Source organism: Pseudovibrio sp. W64, assembly GCF_001623145.1.
GTDB lineage: Bacteria > Pseudomonadota > Alphaproteobacteria > Rhizobiales > Stappiaceae > Pseudovibrio.
In genome coordinates, this window is sequence record NZ_LMCI01000008.1 from 216,763 (window position 1) to 234,155 (window position 17,393).

Consider the following 17,393-nt stretch of genomic DNA (forward strand, 5'->3'; position numbering starts at 1 on the left):
GAAGACACAGGTGGGTTCATCTCCCCTTCCGATGGGAGGGAACCAATGACTTTAAAGATGCTGGGGGGGCTTGTGGCCGCCTCAATGCTCACGTCTGCCGCGTATGCTGCAGACCCTCATCCACTCGATGGGCTGACGGGAGACGAACTCAATGCGGTTCGAGCAACCTTGATTGAAGCCAATGCTGCCAGTGATAAAACCCTTTATCCGCTGATTGAGCTCTTGGAGCCGCACAAGAAAGCGGTCATGAGCAATGCGACAGATGGGAGCCTTGATCGCAGAGCGACTGTTCATTTTCAGGAAGATGGCAAATTTAACCAAGCGGTGGTGAACATCACTAAAGGCACTGTCGAAAGCAGATCAGACCTTGAAGGCCAGCCCATGATCATGCTGGCGGACTTTTTGTCGGCCATGGAGATCGCGCTGGGAGATGAGCGCATGGTTGCCGGGCTCGCCAAGCGTGGCTTGACACCAGATGACGTTTATTGCCTTCCGTTGACCGCCGGTAACTTCTTTACTGACGCAGAAAAAGGCAAACGCCTGATGAAGGTGCCTTGTTATGTGAACCCGACAAGCTCCAACTTCTATGCCAAACCGGTTGAGGGGCTGGTGGCTGTGGTGGAGCTTTCAGAGCGTAAAGTTCTTGAAGTTATCGATGAAGGCGCTGTCCCTCTTCCAGAAGATGACTGGGGCTACAACGAAGATGAAGTCGCCAAACGTACGGCATTGAGAGCCAAAACCAATCCGGCACGCCTGCGTCAGGAGGGTGGTCCAAACTTTACCATTGATGGTAGTGAGATCACCTGGGACATCTGGAAGATGCGGTATCGCGTCGATAAGCGTCCTGGTCTTGTTCTGTCGCAGGTCAAAGCCAATGATGGTGCGAACTGGCGTTCAGTGCTCTATCAAGCTTCTCTGTCTGAAGTGTTTGTGCCGTATATGGACCCCTCCGCTGGCTGGTATTGGCGGACCTATATGGACAGCGGAGAATACGGGTTTGGCCTCTTCCTGACACCTCTGCGCAAGAATGTGGACTGTCCGGATTACGCAACTTTCCTTCCGGCATTGATCCATGATGATATGGGCCAGCCGCTGGAGATTCCCGACGCGATTTGCATCTTCGAGCGTGACATAGGAAACCCGGCATGGCGCCACTTTGAAGTCTTTGCCCAGTCAGAAACGGAATTTGTGCCTGCTGAAGGGCGGCCAGAAACAGAACTGGTCATTCGGACCGCCTCTGAGGTTGGCAACTACGATTACCTGATCGACTATCGCTTCAAGCAGGATGGCACGATTTATCTGAAGGTTGGCGCATCTGGTCTGGATGCCGTGAAGGGCGTTGCGTCCAAGACCTTGCAGGATCCAACTGCTGCTGAAGACACGAAGTATGGCTCGCTCATTGCGCCGTATCTGGTTGCTCCATTCCACGACCACTACTTCAACTTCCGCCTGGACTTTGACGTAGATGGGCCGGACAACACCATGATGGTGCAGGAAATCGTTGGTGGTGAACCTCCGGTCAATGTGCCACGCCGCTCACTCTGGACGGTTAAGAACACACCGGTCAAAAGTGAGATGGAAGGCCGCTTCCGCCTAAGCTCCATGAAGCCGAAAGCCTTTATGGTGATGAACGGAAATGTGGACGGCTACCTTGGCCACAAACCAGCATACATGCTCCACCACGGTAGCGTGTCCTATGCCCCATTTGACTTTGAAAATGATGCTCCATTCGTGCGTAACCGCTATATCGAGTACAGCGTCTGGAACACTGCTTACGATCCAAATGAGCGTTATGCAGGTGGCGCACTTGCAATGGGATCAGATGGGTCTAATGGTCTGGCGGAATGGGTCAAGCAGGACCGTGAACTCATGAACAAGGATGTGGTCACATGGTTCACTGCTGGCTTCCACCATGTACCACGGTTGGAAGATTGGCCGGTCATGTCAACAGAATGGAAGACCATCCATATTCAGCCGATGAACTTCTTCCCTCGCAACCCGGCTCTCACAATCCGGTTGCCTGACGAGTCCAGCTAAGGCTGAGCCCTTGGTTAGAGTATCCGCCATGATTGCCTTCAAACGGATGATGCTCTAACCGAGGCTTTTGTAAGTGTACCCCTCACCGGGCACGGGTTTCACGCGCCCGGCCTTGGGGGGTAAATCTATTGTCACTCCGAGTTTTTCCATGAAGGCCTGCATCCACGTCCAAAGGCCATGCCACTCCACACCGTAAACGATGTTTCCATCAACCACGACGCCTTCATACCCCAGCTTCTCATAGGTGTTGCCTGCCATCTGAACCTCTGTCTGGCACACAAAGTTTCCCGTCATGGTCTTGCCCTTCAATAGGCCCGTGGCAAGCAGGATCTGCACCCCTCGGCAAATGGAAGCGATCGGCTTGTTTTCCTTGATGAAATGAGATGTTACATCACGGACAATCGGATACGTGCGTAAGTATTCGCAAGAGCGACCTCCGGGAAGCACAAGGGCGATGTAATCGGCAGGATTCAGATGCTCAAGAGACACGTTGATGTTGATCCGATGCCCTTCCCATTCAGTGACTGTTTGATAGTCCTTATTGATATCGTGAATGGACGAGGCGACCGTTTCGCCCTCCCGTTTTTTAGGACAGGCAACATGAACTTCATAACCGATGGCTTTCAGCAGCATGAACGGAACAATGACTTCATAGTCCTCACCAAAGTCACCGGTAATCAGCAGAATCTTGAGCTTCATAAGGACATCCCTCCAAAATAATTGGTGTGAAAGATGCCATGGTGCGCTGAGCAAACTGTTGGGCGATCACCTCAGTTTTGATCCGTGATTAAGTCAGATTGTGCCGAGTTGCTCGTTGATTGGTGGATGGAAGACAAATTGAATATTGAGGCCTTTACCAGAAGTTGGAGAGGATAATACGAGTTCGGCTTGGTGCAGATCAGCAATGGCTTTCACCAAAGCAAGCCCTAACCCGGCACCTGGTGTACTCCTGCTCTGCTCCATTCGATACATAGGTTCGACAACGCGTGGATAGTACGCCTCGGGTATACCCGGCCCATTGTCCCGCAGACCAATCGTGTTTCCTGAAACAAACAGCGTAACTTTGGCCTCTATGGATGTGTGGCGTAAGGCATTTTCAATGAGATTAGCAAGTGCCTGAACAAGAAGCACCTGATCGCCGGATATGCTTCCAGCTTCTTCAATTTCGACGAAAAATGAACGGCCAGTTTCTTCAACCACAGCTTGATAGATTTCAGCAACATTATGGATCAGGTCAGCCAGTTGGATGTGTTGGAACTGTTTTTTTCTCTCGCCAGACTGAACACGCGAAATTCGCAGCAGGGCGTCAAATACCTCAAGCAGATCATCTGTTTTCTTAAGTGCTCCGGCAACGCCTTCTGCATCGCTGACACCTTTTTGATTTTGCTCCTGTGTCTGTTCCAGTTGAGCTCTGAGACGAGTGAGAGGAGTCTTCAAATCGTGTGCGATATTGACTGACAAGTCGCGAACTTGCTGAAGTGTGGTTGAAAGTCGCTGTGTGGTTTCATCCAGTTTAACGGAAAGAATATCCAGATCGTCTCTGCAGCTTGAAGGTGCAATGCGGGTCGTCAAATCGCCTGCTGCGATCTGATCCAAAGCACGCGTTATTTTGGAGAGCCTCCGCTGTGAGCGCCAGCCAAACCAGAGACCACCGCTCAGCGTAATGAACATCATGACACCACCACTGAATAGGAATGCATAGGGCAATGTATTCAGAAGCTGGTTGCGGGCGCGAAGACTGGAACCGATAGCTAACCTGCCTCCCGGAATAGTGCCAATATATACACGCCAACTGGTCTCAGTTTCCGCGTGCTCTTCCGTTTCCTCCTCGTCCTCCTCGTGAAAGTAATAGAGAGCGAGGTTTATAAAGCCTGTCTTTCCGTAAACGTCTGGGATTGGGTACCCATATATCCTGCCAGAATCTGATTTGAAGCTGACAAATTCATCAAGGCTGAAGTGCTCACTCTCAGATTGATAGGATCCCGCAATGGATTGGTAGGAAACACCCTTAGCGAGATCAGCTTTGATCTGATTGAACTTTGTAAGAAGGTCGTTGTCGATGGTTTGGTTGAGGTTGGCGCGAATAGAAACATCTGCCAGAAAGCCTGTTGCAACCAAGACTCCTAAAAACACCAGTGTGAGCGCAAATGCCTGACGCAGCGCGGACATCTGCCAGAGATGTTTCAAAGAGCTAGTCATCAAGAATATACCCTGCTCCGCGGATTGTTCGAATGAGCTCAATATCAAACGGCTTTTCGATTTTGGCGCGCAGCCGACTGATGTGTGTCTCCACAACACTGCTGGTCGGGTCGAAGTTCATGTCCCAGACCTTCTCCAGCAACATGTTCTTGGTCAGAACACGGCCCTTATTGCGAATGAAGGTCTCAAACAGACGAAATTCTTTGGCATTGAGCGGAACAGGTTGACCAGCCCGCGTACATTGTTGTTTGAGCAAGTTAAGCTGAAATTTTTCGATCTCCAGGCAACTAATCGTTTCAGATGAGTTGGTGCTTGGCCGCCGACCGAGGGCAGACACGCGGGCCAACAACTCGGAAAAAGCAAAGGGCTTGGGCAGATAATCATCTCCGCCAGCATCCAGCCCTTCAACGCGATCTTCGACCGAACCTAACGCTGTCAGAAACAGGACGGGAACAGCATTTTTGGTTGAGCGCAATGCTTTCAGAACCGAGAGGCCATCAAGGCCTGGTGTCATTCGATCCAGAACAATGACGTCGTAGTCCCGTGTCGTTGCATTCAGGAAGGCATCGTGCCCGTCTTTGACCCAATCGATGACATGGCCGGCTTTGGAAAGACCATCCTCAACCCATGTTCCGATTTCAACGTCGTCTTCAAGCAAAAGAATGCGCATAAGATACTCTGGCTATAGCTCTGAGATGTGTTTGCACCAACGATTTGGTTCGGTCAAGCAAGCGCACCAACGCTCAGGAACGTTGATGCGCCCTTCCTCAGGTAATGTTGGGGACTACCCGCGGGAAGTCTCAGCTGTGAGAGCGGCTGGAGCGCTCGCGTTCATGTTCGCGCTGCACTTTATCATCGTGATCGTCACAGTCATTGTGATCACGATCATCGTCGTAGCCTCTGTCTCCGTCGTGCACATCATGTTCTTCACGATCGTCATGACGGTCTTTGTCATGGTTGTTGTCGTGTTCTGAGCTCTCATCGTAATCTTTGCAGGCCCCTGCTTTTTCAGTTTGGTGTTCTTCCCGAACAGAGCCTACATCGACAACAATAAATGGTGTTTTGATCTGGAGATCTTCTTCCAGATTAGAGGAACCAGCGGCAGCAACAAAACCGGTTGAAGCAACGGTCAAAAGAACGGAACTCATCAAAATACTAATTGTCTTCATAATGTATCTCCTTGGGGGCGTTATTGCCGGGACATCCAAGGAGTACTCATTCAGTTTTTCAGCTGCCGGACAGGAACTTTACAAGTTTGTAAACTTACGCGAATTCGTCAAACTCAAATCAATAGAAGCTTTGAGCTTAGTGAACGGGAGAAAAGCGTATCAACCTTGCTCAACATCGTGCGGCCTCAACTCCGTGATTGCATGCTAGCTTTTCCGCTGAGTTCCTGAAGGAAGCTGACTTTCAGCTCTAAAAGAGTTCGCAAACCAGCGTGTGGAGAGCGTTTATGGACGACCCCCAGCAACGGAGAGAGGATGCTGCTCCTGCTCTACAGGATGATCGTTTGATCATTCTCAATGGGGCGTTGTGTTGTTTCGCACGCAACGGTTATTTCAACACCACTTTCAAAGAAATTGCCAAGGAAACCGGGCTTTCACAGCAAACTATCGGATCCATTTTCGCCAGTAAGGATGAGATTCTGGCGGAATATCTGCAAATGTGTGACGACGAGATCGTTCAGCAAATTAAAGAAGAAACTGCATCAGATACAGATGTTCTGGAACGGATTCAGTCCATTTGTGTCACCACCCTCATCTATCTTGGTACACATTCTGAGCTGACCGCGATTTGGGTGGAGTTTTACAAGCACCATGTGGCGCGTGTGGTTTTAAAGAAGTTCTTTGGTCTGCTTCGCACGCGTATTAGTGAGCAGATTATTGAGGGAATGGAAAATGGCGTTATCCGGCAGGCAAATGCAACGCATATCGTGGAGGCCATTGTCGAGTTGTTTGAAGGGACTCTGATCCTCAGCCGTTTGGAAGGCACGAACAATGAAGTAGAACGACGCTTCCTTGCTTCCTGGGAGGTTATGGTGGAAGGGCTCGTACAGAAATAGCAGGGCTTGGTAAGAGCCCGTGATTACCACAGGCTCTCTGTGTTTTACTGAGCTGCAACCACAGTAAACTCAACCAGAATGTCTGGACGAGCCATGCGTGCTTCAACGCAGGCACGTGCTGGCTTTTCACCCTCTGCAACCCAGGCATCCCACACGGCGTTCATCGCAGCGAAGTCTTTCATATCGCGCACATAAATGGTGGTGGACAGGATCTTGTTGCGATCGCTGCCAGCTTGTTCCAGCAGGGCATCAACTTTGGCCAGACAGCGTTTTGTCTGTTCGGTGATGTCCCAGCTTGGATCATCAGCAGCCGTCTGTCCGCACAGATAAATTGTGCCGTTGTGCTTCACGATCTTACTCATGCGGTGGTTGGAATCCACACGTTCAATTGTCATGGTTTACTTTCCTGTTGTCTTGGAAATCTTGGGAGCTAAAGAACCTTGCGTTCAAAGCGGTCGATGCGGAACGGGTTCAGGTTAAAACTGGTTTTTCCTGTGGTGATCAATTGCGCGAGTACATCACCAACGACTGGTCCGAGCTGGAACCCATGGGCGGAAAACCCGAAGGCATGGTAGGCATCGCGGGCATTCACCCCCGCCCCAATCACTGGCAGGTTATCGGGCATGTAAGCCTCCAGTCCGGCCCACATCCGGTTGATGACGGCTGTCTTCATGATTGGGAAAAAGGCTTTGGTTGTCTCCGCAGCAAGGGCCAGCTTTTTGTAGTCCAGCGTTGTCCGATTATTATCACGATCCGCAAAACCTTTGGCGCCACCGCCAATAAGGACGGTGCCATTTTCGAACTGCTTGAACGACAGCTGGCGAGAGATGGCGCCTACGACAGGACCAGCAAAATGTGGCATGCGCGCAGTGATCATCAGCATGGGTGCACTGTGAGAGAGTGGGGTGTTGTCGCCCATCATCATGGCAGTTTTGTCCGACCATGCTCCAGAGCAGTTGATCACAGTGCCTGTGTCATAGCTGGCTTTGTCGGTTCGCACCTGCCAGGCATCGCCAATCTGGCGTAGGTTTGCGAGCGTCTCGCCTTCGTGAAATGTTGCACCAAATCGCTCAGCTGCCCGGCGAAAGGCACTGGTTGCCTTGTAAGGGATAGCATAGCCGTCTTGTTCAGACACCACACCGCCCACGCAGTTATGCGCCACATGAGGCAACCGCTCGCGCAGCTCCTGCTGGTCGATCTGTATTTCGTGATCGTAACCCAATCTGGCGAGCTTAGTGATCCGTGTCCTGATCGTGCTCATGTCTGCGTCATCAATGGCAATGTTGATCAGGCTACGCCTGCGAAAACCAGTATCGCCCTCAAGCTCATCATCCAGTGTTTGCCAGCGGGACATGGCTTCTTTGGAGAGCGGCACCTCAGCAAAATCTCGGCCTAACAACCGCACACCACCTGCGTTGACACCGGAGGCATGACGGCCAACATAGTCCTTTTCCAGCACCAGCGTCTTCATACCAGCCTTGGACAGATAGTAAGCCGTTGCGCTGCCGTGAATGCCGCCGCCAATGATGATTGCATCAAAATTCATGCGGACACCTCAGCCGGTTTTTTTGCTGGTTTGATGTTCTGAAACTGGCTTAACTCATCAACACTGAGCAACCTTTGCGGAGAACGCAGGCGATAATAGCCGATGTCGGAAACAGGCTTGTTCTGCCAGTCAGCCAGCAACTCACTCACGGTGTGTCCACATTGGCGACCCTGACACGGGCCCATTCCACAGCGGGTCAATGCTTTAAGCGCGTTCGGGTCTTTCGCACCTTGCTCAAATCCAGCACGAAGCTGCCCCATTGTTTGCTCTTCACAGCGGCATACCAGCGTATTGGACGCAGCAGGGATGCGATGCTCTGGTGTTGGTGCATAATACGCATCAAGAAAACTGCGGAAGGCTTTGAAGGACTTCATGGCTCTCAGATGATCAGAACTTTGTTGCTGCAGACTTGCCTCGCTGAGTTTGCCAAGTTTGTTCATGGCCTTAAGTGCTGCAAGGCGTCCGGCATGTCGCGCAGCTTCCGCACCCTGAATACCAGCTGCATCACCAACCACTGCAATGTGTGGGATCGAGCTTTGGCCCCAGTCGTCCAGTGTCGGTGTCCAGCACAGTTGTTGCTCTGCCCAATGATGTTCTATGCTAAGCGCGCGGGTCATGTTGAGGTTGGGTATGACGCCCTGATGCAGGAAGATATAATCTGCGTTGACGGAGTGGGTTCGTCCATCCTGTTCAAACTGAAGGCCAACGGCCTTGCTTTCTCCAAGCACGCTCAGGTTTGAGGCATGGCGGAGGACAGGAACCCCAGCACGGCGAATTTCATTGAGGAGCATCAGGCCTTTGATGAGGTAGGCTGGTTTGCGGAGCGCACCACCAAGCTGTTGCATCGCACGGCCAACACCGCCAGCTGGCGTTGTGTCCACTACAGCGTTGACGGTTACACCAAGCCGCAGATACTGAGCCACGATCAGGTAAAGCAAAGGTCCGGAGCCAGCAAAGATAGCACCATCTTTGACCATGCCGTCAGACTTGAGCATCACCTGTGCGCTGCCTGCTGTCATAACACCTGGCAAATGCCAGCCTTCAATAGGGAACGGGCGTTCCATCGCGCCCGGACTGATGATGAGTTCACGTGCAACAAGACGGCGGGTCTGATTGTCTTGGGAGTACAAGACCTCGCCGGTTTCTCCGATATGCCAGACATCCGCATTTTGGTGGCGGTCAATGTCTGCCTCCATAAAGGCTTCAACCAGCTCCGCTCCCTCGGTGTATTCAGTGCCGAGCACGGACGGATCCAACAAGGGGCTTTGCGTCACGTCCCGGTAGATCTGCCCGCCGGGAGTTGCCTTGCGATCAAGCACCGCGACCGAGGCTCCCTGCTGTGCTGCCTCTAGTGCGGCGGACATGCCGGCCGGGCCTGCACCGATGATTGCGATATCAAAAATGTCACTCATGATCAGCACTCTCTTTTTGATGAAGTGCAGCAATGGATTGTTCGGTCAGGTCTTGGCTACAGACGTGCATGCCCTCTTCTACCGTCGTTAGGCAGGCCTGCTGGTTTGGCACGCCATTGACCTCAACGAGACACTCAAAGCACACGCCCATGGCGCAATAGGCGGAGCGTTGTTGGCCCGAGACTGAAGCAAGGCGGGTTTGTGTTTCACCGTGCAACGCCATGGCTGCCCAAAGGCTGGAGCCTTCAGCAACCTGAATCATCTGCCCGTTGATATTGATGGAGACGCTTTGGGTCTCGGGTTTGCGCAGTGAGCGGAACATTGGACCTGACCTTTAGTGGCAAGCTTTAAAACAAGTGGGTTTCCCAATGAAACCGGGAGGATCAGGCAGTTCAGGTGAAACCGGGATTGGGATCCGGTTAGGGAACAAAGCTGCCTGATCCTTTGGAGACCTATCGGTCTGGACTGTTAGTTCTTGATTTTTTCAAGAATGGACTGACCCCAGTCCGCACCAACGTCGTTCAGGATCTGTGGCCATACGTCTGCGCGTACTTTCTTGGCTGCCGCTGCGAGCTCATCATCAGAGAGATTGACGATGGTTGCGCCGTAGTCTGCCAGTTTCTGTTCAAACGCACCCTGATCGGACTCTGCTTTAGCCCAACGCTTTGCTTCAAACTCTTTTGCTGCTTCTACGAGAGCTTTGCGGGAGCTTTCGTCAAGACCTTCAAAACGCTCGGAGTTAATGATCAGGTACCAGACTTCAAAGTGTGTGTTTACCGGGATGTAGGTTTTCGCAACATCGCGGAAAGAAGCGTAATAACCTTCAGCACCGGAGCCCACGACGCCGTCAACAACACCGGTCTGAACAGCGGTGAAGGCTTCGGAGAATGGGATTGGGGAGCTGATGTAACCCAGAGCATCTGCTGTCAGCTGGAAGCTTTTGATACCAGGCACACGAACTTTGATGCCTTTGTCAACGTTTGGATCGCCAGGAGCCACCGCATCACGATTCAGCGCGATACCGCCGAAGTACACCGGATAAGCTGCCAGCATGGTGATGTCCTGCTTGGCGTAAAGCTCTTTCATTGCGTCGTGGATCGCACCGCCTGGACCGTAGATCTTCTGCGCTTGTTCCCAGTTTTCAGCCACATATGGGAAGGCACTGATCTGCATTTTACGCTCAACAGCGGTTGCTGCTGGCTGTACGGCCATGTCGATTGCACCAACGGAAATACGTTCCTGTACGGTGGTGTAGTCACCCAATGCGCTTGCCGCGAAGATCTTCATCTTCAGGTCGCCATTGGTTGCTTTCTTCAGCTCTTCAGCAAGGTCTTTCACTTCCAGATCAACAGTTGCACCTTGCGGACGGATATGGCTGATCTTCAGCGTTTTGGCGTGTGCGATGGATGCTGCACTTACACCACCAATGATGGTTGCCAGCGCAAGGGTCGTTTTCAATGCCTTCAAAATCATAGTTCACCTCTGTGTTTTGTTTTCAATCGCAACTGAGGTTGCTGTTATCGGAGCTGCTCCCACAGCTCGCTTTGGGCTCTTGTCTGGTGATGGGGTCAGTAACCAAAGAGCCGGGGAATGAAGAGAGACAGGTCTGACCAGAAAGAGGTCAGGAACACCACTGGCAGATAGCCAAACAGGATCAGGATCATGGCCGGGCGGATTACCTGTGTGACCGGCACCTTGCCGATACGCGCGCCCAGATAAAGGATCGAAGCGTATGGTGGGGTTACACCGCCCATAGCCGTGTTGACGCCCATGATTGCTGCAAACTGGATCGGGCTGATGCCGATTGCTTCCATGAGCGGCAGCAGCAGCGGCGCAATCAGGATGATCGCGGTCACGTCATTCACCACCATGCCCACAAGGAAGAGCAGGATGTTGATGAGGATCAGCAGCAGTACCTTGTTCTCGGTGATGGAGAAGATTGCTTCCACCAGTTCCTGCGGCACACTTTCCAGCACGAACATCTGGGAGAGGATCATGGAGAACAGAATCATCAGCATGATCGCGCCAACGGAGGTTGCCGCCTCTTTGCCTGCGCCGAGGAATGTTTTGGCATCCAGACCACGGTAGATGAGGAAGCCAACAGGGATCGCGTAGATCACCGCAACAGCCGCAGCTTCTGTCGGGGTCATGATGCCACCGTAGATGCCGCCGAGGATGATAACGGGCATGAGCAGCGCCGGGGTTGCCTTGAAACCGCGATGGCTGGCTTCCTGAACAAAAGCTTTGCCGCGTGGGCGGTCTTCCAACTTCAGGTCAAACTTGCGCGCCAGACGCAGGTTTACAACGGAGAAGCTGGACATGATCAGGAGGCCTGGGCCAAGCGTTGCGAGGAAGCAGGCGAGGATGGACGTGTCAGTCACCCAGCCGTAGACGATCATGGTCACGCTTGGTGGGATCAGCAGGCCAAGCAAGGAAGCGTTGGCGATGAGCGCAGTTGCATAGGCACGCGGGTAGCCCTGCTTTTCCATCTCAGGAATGAGGAGTGGACCAATAGCGGCCACGCCAGTCAGGCCAGAGCCGGAAATCGCACCGATCAACGCACAGCTGACGGTAGCCACAACGCCCAGACCGCCACGCAAATGGCCGATGAAGATGTTGACGAAGTTGAGCAAACTGGCAGCGATACCGCTGACGCTCATAATCGTGCCCGCCAGAACAAACAGCGGAATAGCAAGCAGAACCGGATTGCCGAGCTGTTGGAAGCCCCAAAGCATGTTGCCCTTCATGATGACGTCGCCAGCGAAGTACATGGTCATCAGACCCGCGCCAAAGCAGTAAGGCAGCGGTACGCCAAGAGTGAGCAGAATTACGAGAACTGCAACGGAAAGAAGTGCGATCTCAACCATATCAGGCCAACTCCTCTTTTGGGGATTCTGTGGTGGTTGGGAGCGGCTCAGGGAACGTCCCTGTCAAAACCTGATGGATGTGTCGGCCCAGCTGAATTGCGGTGAACACCATCATCAGGACAAGGCCGGTGATCAACGAGATGTCCACGTAAAAAGTCGGGATGTAGAGGGTCGGGCTTTCGCGCCACACACGCATAGAATATTTGGTGAAATCCCATGCCCAGTAGGTGAGCCAACAACCAATCGCGAGGCTTAATGCTTCCCCAATGAGGGCGAGCACGGCCACTTGCTTTGGTGTTTTAAGGAAGATTTCCAGAACGTTGGCGCGGATATGGCTGTTTTCACGGGATGCGTTGACCGCGCCCACCATGTAGAGCCACATTGTTGGATAAAGCAGACTTTCTTCCAGCCCCAGAACTGGAATTTCAAGCAGGTATCGCGTGATCACCTGTACAAATTGGCCCAGTGCAACAAGGCATATCAGCCCCGTCAGCAGCAGGCTCATTAAGCGATCCATCAGCAATCCTCCCTAAGTAGATGTCCGCAGCGCTGTTCGGGGAAGATTTCGATTTTGACCTATAAAATCAAAGTGATTTAATCTATTAAGGTATAGAAAAAAATTATAGGGCATGTAATTGCCTCACAATAACAGGCGGTTACATGAACCTGAGTTTTCGACAGTTGCTGGCATTTCGTGAAGTTATGCGAACGGGCTCTATCTCTGAGGCGGCACGTATCCTGGGTCGGACGCAACCTGCAGTAAGTTCTCTGATTTCCAATCTGGAACAGGAACTGGGGATCGAACTGTTTGAACGTCAACGCGGCAAACTCCTCCGAAAACCGGAGGCGCAATTCTTTTTGGGGGAAGCAGAAGCAATTTTGGATCGCCTCGCCCGTTCGACACGGACCATGCGCGAGATTGGCTCCTTGCAGCAGGGTCGGCTCAACGTGGCGTTCATGCCGGCCTCCTCTCAGGTGCTTATTCCGCAACTGATCTCAGAGTTTGTCCAAGACAAACCGGAGGTAAAGGTCTCGCTGATGATGCGCGGGTCCAACGTGATTGAAGAATGGGTCGCCTCTCAGCAATATGATGTGGGGCTGGCAGAAACCCCTGCTCCCAACAGTGCGTTGATTACGCATGATTTCCTGCTCAACTGTATTTGTGCCTTACGGAGTGATGATCCGTTGGCGCGCCAAGAGGTCATTGAAGCAAAGGACCTTTCGGGCAAGCCGTTGGCGACATTGCCTGAAATGCACCCCAATTGCGTTTCCACGCGAATGGCGTTTGAGGAGCAGAAAGCGGAGTTCAACCAACGCTTTGAACTGCGTAACTTCCTCCCGGCCCTGAAGCTGGTGGAAGATGGCTTGTGCTATTGCATTTGTGATCCGATGACGGCGGACGGTTATCTGAACACGGCACGGGAACACAGCTCTCTCGTTTTCCGCCCGTTTGCACCCAAAGTAGTGCTGGCAATCTCAATCCTGCTGCCATCGCAGCGGCCAGCGTCTGCCCTGGCAGATGCGTTCAGCGAAAAGCTGCTGAGCGCAGTTACGGAGATTGAAAGGAAGCAATGGGGAGATTTTTATGGGGGTCCACAATAGTGGCGAGAGGTAGTGCGTATTCCCGAGATTAGGGCCAGATAAGTTTCGGGAATACGCAGTAACGGGAGAGTTTGCCCACCCGCTATTCGATATAATCAGTTCGCTTGTACGGCGCTTTGCAGCTTCTGGATCTGCTCTTGCAGTTCAGCGATCTTCTGTTCTTTTTCTTCCAGAGCGGCATTGACCCAATCTGCGTCAATGCGCACTGGAATGTGCTGCGGGCAGTTGGCATCCCATGCATCAACACTGAAGATAATTGCCTGCTCTGGAGCTGCACGATAGGGTTGATCGTAATCCATCAGCTGTTCAATCAAGCCCGGGTCATCCTCGATGACCTTAGCTGTGCCCCAGATCTTGATCCGCGTCTTCTGCACGTAATCGATTAGAAATATGAAGGCCTTGGAATTATCTTCCAGATTTCCCTGACTGATGTATTGCCGGTTGCCGCGAAAATCCGCAAACCCGAGGTGGCGATTGTCCAGCACCTTAAGGAACCCGGTTGGGCCCCCACGATGCTGAATATAGGGTTGACCATCAGCATTGGACGTTGCCAGAAAGAAGCTGCGCTGATCGGCGATGTACCGCGCCAGTTCTTCTGTTACTTCGTTTTTCCAACCACCGCCCTCTTCCATGCTGGCATAGCCGCGTCGCGAGCCTTTGCTGCTCTGGATGGCTTTCACTGTGGGAGTGAAGGCAATATCACTGGAATACATGGGGTTTCCTCCAGTTACAGACCCAGATCACTCAGGCTTGCATGATCATCAGGGCGGCGACCCAGCGGCCAATGGAACTTGCGTTCTTCTGGTGTGATCGGATGCTCGTTGATGCTTGCAATCCGGCGCTTCATGAGGCCGTCCTCTGCAAACTCCCAGTTTTCATTACCGTAGGCTCTGAACCACTGTCCGGAGTCGTCATGATACTCATAGGCAAAGCGAACCGCGATCCGGTCTCCCTCAAAGGCCCATAGCTCTTTAATAAGGCGGTAATCGAGCTCTCGGGTCCATTTGCGAGTGAGCAACTGCTCAATCTCAGGGCGTCCAGTTACAAATTCTGCTCTGTTCCGCCATTGGCAGTCTGGCGTATAGGCCAGAGCTACCTTTTGCGGATCTCTAGAGTTCCAGCCATCTTCCGCCGCACGGATTTTGATGCTGGCTGTTTCCCGTGTGAATGGAGGGAGTGGTGGTCTGGTCATGACGATCTCCGGAAGGGTGGCAGGTGGATTGGGCTCCACCCGCCCGTGGTGTCAGGCAAGTTCTTTAACAGCAGGGAAGTCAACTTCGGTTCCCAAAACTTCGTTCATGTAGTTGGTCAGCGTGTTCAGAGCGACATGGCCAACAATTTCAACGAGTTCCGCATCAGAATAACCAGCGTCACGTACAGCCTGCACCTGCGCATCAGAAACCTTTCCGCGGTTTTTGACGATTGCGACAGCGAACTCGACAGCAACGGCTGCTTTCGCATCTTCAGAACTGCCGCGGCGGTTCTTTGCAATTTCATCAGCAGAGAGCTTGGCAAGGTTGGATGCAAGGTAAGTATGCGCGGAGAGGCAGTAGTTACAGCCATTCTGCTCGCCAACGGCCAATGCGAGACGCTCACGCGTAGCAGCAGGCAGTGTTCCTTTGCCGAGCGCGCCGTTCAAACCGAGGTAACCTTCCAGCACCTGCGGGCTGTTGGCAACAATTCGGAACAGATTTGGCACCGAGCCGAGCTGAGAGTTGACGGCCTGAAGGGAAGCCTGGGAGTCCTGAGGAGCGGCCTCGATGGAAGATGGGGTAGGAATGCGTGACATTATTTTATCTCCATTTTTTGAAATCGGATGATGGTCTTCATGTAACCAATGTTTGACAGGAAATAATTGGGCTTCTGTGCAATTCACTATTACACTCAGCGTAATAAATGAGTGTGATTGTGGGATTGAAATGGATAAGCTTGAAACAATGCAGGTGTTTGTAGAAGTGGCTGAACGGGAAAGCTTCGTGGAAGCCAGCAAAAAGCTTGGCCTTTCAGCTCCTGCGGTAACGCGCTCTATTGCCCGGCTAGAGCAATCTCTCGGAACAAGATTATTCAACCGAACCACGCGCCACGTCCGCCTGACGGATGCGGGCCGGCACTATCTTTGCGATGTAAAAGGCATTCTGGAGAGCGTCGAACAGGCAGAAGCGTTTGTCAGCGGCAGTTATGCCAAGCCGATCGGCGAGCTTTCCATCACAGCGCCCATACTGTTTGGGCAGAAGTACATCATCCCCCTGATCACAGAGTACCTCGACCTCTACCCTGAAGTGACTGCTAATGCCGAGTTCTACGACCGTATCGTTAATATGGTGGAAGATAATCTGGACGTGGCGTTCCGTATCGGACATCTGCAGGATTCCGGGCTTTATGCGACCCGCGTGGGCAGCATCCGCCGCGTGATTTGTGCTTCACCAGCTTACTTTAGCGTGCACGGCACCCCGCAAACACCGTCAGACCTTGCCGAGCACAAGATCATCCAGCCGACATCGGTTGAAACGAGCAACCATTGGAAGTTTGCAGGAGAGAAGGCCGAGGTAGTGAAGATCAATCCGCATTTGCGCTGCAACCACAATTGCGCAGCTATTCAAGCAGCAACAGGTGGGGCTGGCATTACCCGATTGCTGTCCTATCAGGTGGCGAAAGACGTTTCGAATGGTGTGCTTCAGTTGGCGCTGGAGGATTATGAGCCTGAGCCGCTTCCAGTCCACATCGTTTATATGGAAGGCCGCCGTGCCAGCGCTAAAGTGCGTTCCTTTGTGGACTTCGCTGCTGAGCGCTTGCGAGGCAATCCGTTTATCGGTGACTGATACCTAAAAAGTGAAACGCCCGGAATGTTCACATGGTATCCGGGCGCCTCTCATTTATTTAAGCATCTTCCAGCTCTGCTTGCTGATTGAAGTTTGGCGGCCTCTTTTCAAGGAAGGCGGCCATACCCTCTTTCTGGGCAGGAGAGCCAAACAAGGCATGGTACACCTGTCGTTCAAAGCGGATACCATTTTCCAACGAGTTTTCATCCGCCGCATTCACGCAGGCCCGTGCCATCATGGTGATGTCTCGCGCATATCCCGCTATGGTTTTTGCGGTCTCATTCGCAACGGTCATCAGCTCGTCAGCAGGGATCTTTCGGCTGATGAGACCCATGTCATATGCCTCTTGCGCATCAATCATGCGGCCCGTGAGGATGAGATCCATAGCGCGTGCTTTACCAACCAACTTAGTCAGACGCTGAGACCCACCAATGCCTGGAATACAGCCGATCTTCACTTCTGGCTGGCCAAACTTAGCCGTGTCTGACGCCAAAATGATATCGCACATCATGGCGACCTCACAGCCGCCGCCTAAGGCATAGCCGGAGACCGCTGCAATCTTCGGGATGCGAAGCGCTGCAAAACGATCCCATCCGGTGAAGAAGTTGCTGGCGTACATGCTGGCATAATCCTGCACGTTAAGCTCTGCGATATCAGCACCAGCTGCAAAGGCTCGCTCATTACCAGTCAGAATTAGGCAGCCGATGGCAGGATCTGCATCATACTTAGTGGCAGCGTCCAGCACCTCTTCCAAAACCTGAGAGTTAAGCGCATTCAGAGCCTTTGGGCGATTGAAGCGAATGGTCGCAACGCGCCCTTCGACGGATGTTTCAATAGTTTCATACATGA

At 52.5% G+C, this 17,393-nt stretch carries 19 protein-coding genes; 4 read left to right on the forward strand and 15 right to left on the reverse strand.

Annotated features, from left to right (window positions below):
- Window positions 1-45 precede the first annotated feature (45 nt).
- Entirely contained in the window at window positions 46-2,037 is a 1,992-nt protein-coding gene (locus tag PsW64_RS05360; protein WP_063302939.1) for a copper amine oxidase, read from the forward strand.
- Window positions 2,038-2,091: 54 nt separating this feature from the next.
- Here the strand turns inward: PsW64_RS05360 and PsW64_RS05365 are convergent, their stop codons facing one another.
- The 4 genes from PsW64_RS05365 to PsW64_RS05380 form a co-directional block, all read right to left on the reverse strand.
- Window positions 2,092-2,736 carry a DJ-1/PfpI family protein gene (locus tag PsW64_RS05365; protein WP_063287606.1) on the reverse strand — a complete coding sequence of 215 codons (645 nt, stop codon included), beginning with the start codon at window positions 2,734-2,736 and terminating at the stop codon, window positions 2,092-2,094.
- A 93-nt stretch (window positions 2,737-2,829) separates the two neighbouring features.
- Window positions 2,830-4,236, reverse strand: coding sequence for a sensor histidine kinase (locus tag PsW64_RS05370; protein WP_063302940.1), 1,407 nt, complete (start codon window positions 4,234-4,236; stop codon window positions 2,830-2,832).
- Window positions 4,229-4,906: a response regulator transcription factor gene (locus PsW64_RS05375; RefSeq protein WP_063302941.1), complete on the reverse strand. Its 678-nt coding sequence runs from the start codon at window positions 4,904-4,906 to the stop codon at window positions 4,229-4,231. The genes PsW64_RS05370 and PsW64_RS05375 overlap by 8 nt, the downstream gene beginning before the upstream one ends.
- A 130-nt stretch (window positions 4,907-5,036) precedes the next feature.
- Entirely contained in the window at window positions 5,037-5,405 is a 369-nt protein-coding gene (locus PsW64_RS05380; RefSeq protein WP_063302942.1) for a hypothetical protein, read from the reverse strand.
- A 284-nt stretch (window positions 5,406-5,689) separates the two neighbouring features.
- Here PsW64_RS05380 and PsW64_RS05385 point away from each other — a divergent pair, with 284 nt between their 5' ends.
- The gene (locus PsW64_RS05385; RefSeq protein ID WP_063287610.1) at window positions 5,690-6,298 is read left to right on the forward strand and encodes a TetR/AcrR family transcriptional regulator; all 609 of its coding nucleotides are present in this window, start codon (window positions 5,690-5,692) and stop codon (window positions 6,296-6,298) included.
- 44 nt (window positions 6,299-6,342) lie between these two features.
- On the opposite strand, the gene PsW64_RS05390 is transcribed toward PsW64_RS05385, so the two are convergent.
- From PsW64_RS05390 to PsW64_RS05420, 7 genes are all read right to left on the reverse strand, one after another.
- Entirely contained in the window at window positions 6,343-6,693 is a 351-nt protein-coding gene (locus PsW64_RS05390) for a RidA family protein (protein ID WP_063287611.1), read from the reverse strand.
- 35 nt (window positions 6,694-6,728) lie between these two features.
- Window positions 6,729-7,844, reverse strand: a complete 1,116-nt coding sequence (locus tag PsW64_RS05395) for an NAD(P)/FAD-dependent oxidoreductase (RefSeq protein ID WP_063302943.1) — start codon at window positions 7,842-7,844, stop codon at window positions 6,729-6,731.
- A complete protein-coding gene (locus tag PsW64_RS28325; protein WP_063303115.1) occupies window positions 7,841-9,256 on the reverse strand; it encodes an FAD/NAD(P)-dependent oxidoreductase in 1,416 nt (471 codons plus the stop codon). Before PsW64_RS28325 ends, PsW64_RS05395 begins: the two co-directional genes overlap by 4 nt.
- Complete coding sequence (locus PsW64_RS05405; protein ID WP_063302944.1) at window positions 9,249-9,578, reverse strand: (2Fe-2S)-binding protein; 330 nt, start codon at window positions 9,576-9,578, stop codon at window positions 9,249-9,251. The genes PsW64_RS28325 and PsW64_RS05405 overlap by 8 nt, the downstream gene beginning before the upstream one ends.
- A gap of 146 nt (window positions 9,579-9,724) precedes the next feature.
- Window positions 9,725-10,729 carry a TRAP transporter substrate-binding protein DctP gene (dctP, locus tag PsW64_RS05410; RefSeq protein WP_063302945.1) on the reverse strand — a complete coding sequence of 335 codons (1,005 nt, stop codon included), beginning with the start codon at window positions 10,727-10,729 and terminating at the stop codon, window positions 9,725-9,727.
- Between the two features lie 95 nt (window positions 10,730-10,824).
- Window positions 10,825-12,123 carry a TRAP transporter large permease gene (locus PsW64_RS05415; protein ID WP_063302946.1) on the reverse strand — a complete coding sequence of 433 codons (1,299 nt, stop codon included), beginning with the start codon at window positions 12,121-12,123 and terminating at the stop codon, window positions 10,825-10,827.
- A 1-nt stretch (window position 12,124) separates the two neighbouring features.
- Window positions 12,125-12,640: a TRAP transporter small permease gene (locus PsW64_RS05420; protein WP_057461315.1), complete on the reverse strand. Its 516-nt coding sequence runs from the start codon at window positions 12,638-12,640 to the stop codon at window positions 12,125-12,127.
- Window positions 12,641-12,783: 143 nt separating this feature from the next.
- Here PsW64_RS05420 and PsW64_RS05425 point away from each other — a divergent pair, with 143 nt between their 5' ends.
- Window positions 12,784-13,725: a LysR substrate-binding domain-containing protein gene (locus tag PsW64_RS05425; RefSeq protein ID WP_057461314.1), complete on the forward strand. Its 942-nt coding sequence runs from the start codon at window positions 12,784-12,786 to the stop codon at window positions 13,723-13,725.
- A gap of 95 nt (window positions 13,726-13,820) precedes the next feature.
- On the opposite strand, the gene PsW64_RS05430 is transcribed toward PsW64_RS05425, so the two are convergent.
- From PsW64_RS05430 to PsW64_RS05440, 3 genes are read right to left on the reverse strand one after another with little or no spacing between them, the layout of a single operon-like run.
- Entirely contained in the window at window positions 13,821-14,438 is a 618-nt protein-coding gene (locus tag PsW64_RS05430; protein WP_063302947.1) for a pyridoxamine 5'-phosphate oxidase family protein, read from the reverse strand.
- Between the two features lie 14 nt (window positions 14,439-14,452).
- Window positions 14,453-14,917, reverse strand: coding sequence for a nuclear transport factor 2 family protein (locus PsW64_RS05435; RefSeq protein WP_063287618.1), 465 nt, complete (start codon window positions 14,915-14,917; stop codon window positions 14,453-14,455).
- 51 nt (window positions 14,918-14,968) lie between these two features.
- The gene (locus PsW64_RS05440) at window positions 14,969-15,514 is read right to left on the reverse strand and encodes a carboxymuconolactone decarboxylase family protein (RefSeq protein WP_063302948.1); all 546 of its coding nucleotides are present in this window, start codon (window positions 15,512-15,514) and stop codon (window positions 14,969-14,971) included.
- A gap of 130 nt (window positions 15,515-15,644) precedes the next feature.
- On the opposite strand from PsW64_RS05440, the gene PsW64_RS05445 reads away from it, so the two are divergent.
- Window positions 15,645-16,544: a LysR family transcriptional regulator gene (locus tag PsW64_RS05445; protein WP_063302949.1), complete on the forward strand. Its 900-nt coding sequence runs from the start codon at window positions 15,645-15,647 to the stop codon at window positions 16,542-16,544.
- Between the two features lie 58 nt (window positions 16,545-16,602).
- Here PsW64_RS05445 and PsW64_RS05450 read toward each other — a convergent pair whose 3' ends face one another.
- Window positions 16,603-17,391, reverse strand: a complete 789-nt coding sequence (locus tag PsW64_RS05450; protein ID WP_063302950.1) for an enoyl-CoA hydratase-related protein — start codon at window positions 17,389-17,391, stop codon at window positions 16,603-16,605.
- Window positions 17,392-17,393 lie beyond the last annotated feature (2 nt).